The following is a 560-nucleotide window of genomic DNA, read 5'->3' as shown; positions in this document are numbered from 1 at the left end:
TCAAAGAACAAATCTAGAATTTCAGATGTGGTCAAGCCAAGTGCACGTAAGATAATAGAAGCCAATAGTTTACGGCGACGGTCAATACGAGCAAAGACTAAGTCTTTTGCATCAAATTCAAAGTCTAACCATGAACCACGGTAAGGGATGATACGTGCGTTATAAAGCACTTTACCACTTGAATGCGACTTACCTTTATCATGGTCAAAGAACACACCAGGTGAACGATGTAGCTGAGATACGATAACACGCTCAGTACCATTAATAATGAAAGTACCGTTAGCAGTCATCAAAGGCATCTCGCCCATGTAAACGCTTTGCTCACGGATATCTTTGATAGCAGCTTTGCTATCTTTGTCTTTGCTGTCTTTGTCTTTGATGATCAAACGGATTTTGACACGCATCGGCGCCGCAAACGTTGAACCACGTAAGATACACTCACGCTCATCAAATTCAGGCGTACCTAAATAGTACTCAACAAATTGCAACTCGGCGTTACCTGAGTGACTCTCAATTGGGAAAATAGAGGAATACGCAGCTTGCAAACCAGTATTCTCACG

General features: G+C 42.1%; 1 pseudogene. It reads right to left on the bottom strand.

Annotated features, from left to right (window positions below):
• Positions 1-560 (bottom strand): annotated as a pseudogene (gene rpoB / locus ACS8FC_RS19830) (DNA-directed RNA polymerase subunit beta); the annotation flags it as partial.

This window comes from Psychrobacter sp. 1Y4, assembly GCF_051847555.1.
The sequence above is the reverse complement of the archived record's forward strand: the minus strand, read 5'-3'. Positions and strand labels throughout refer to the sequence as shown.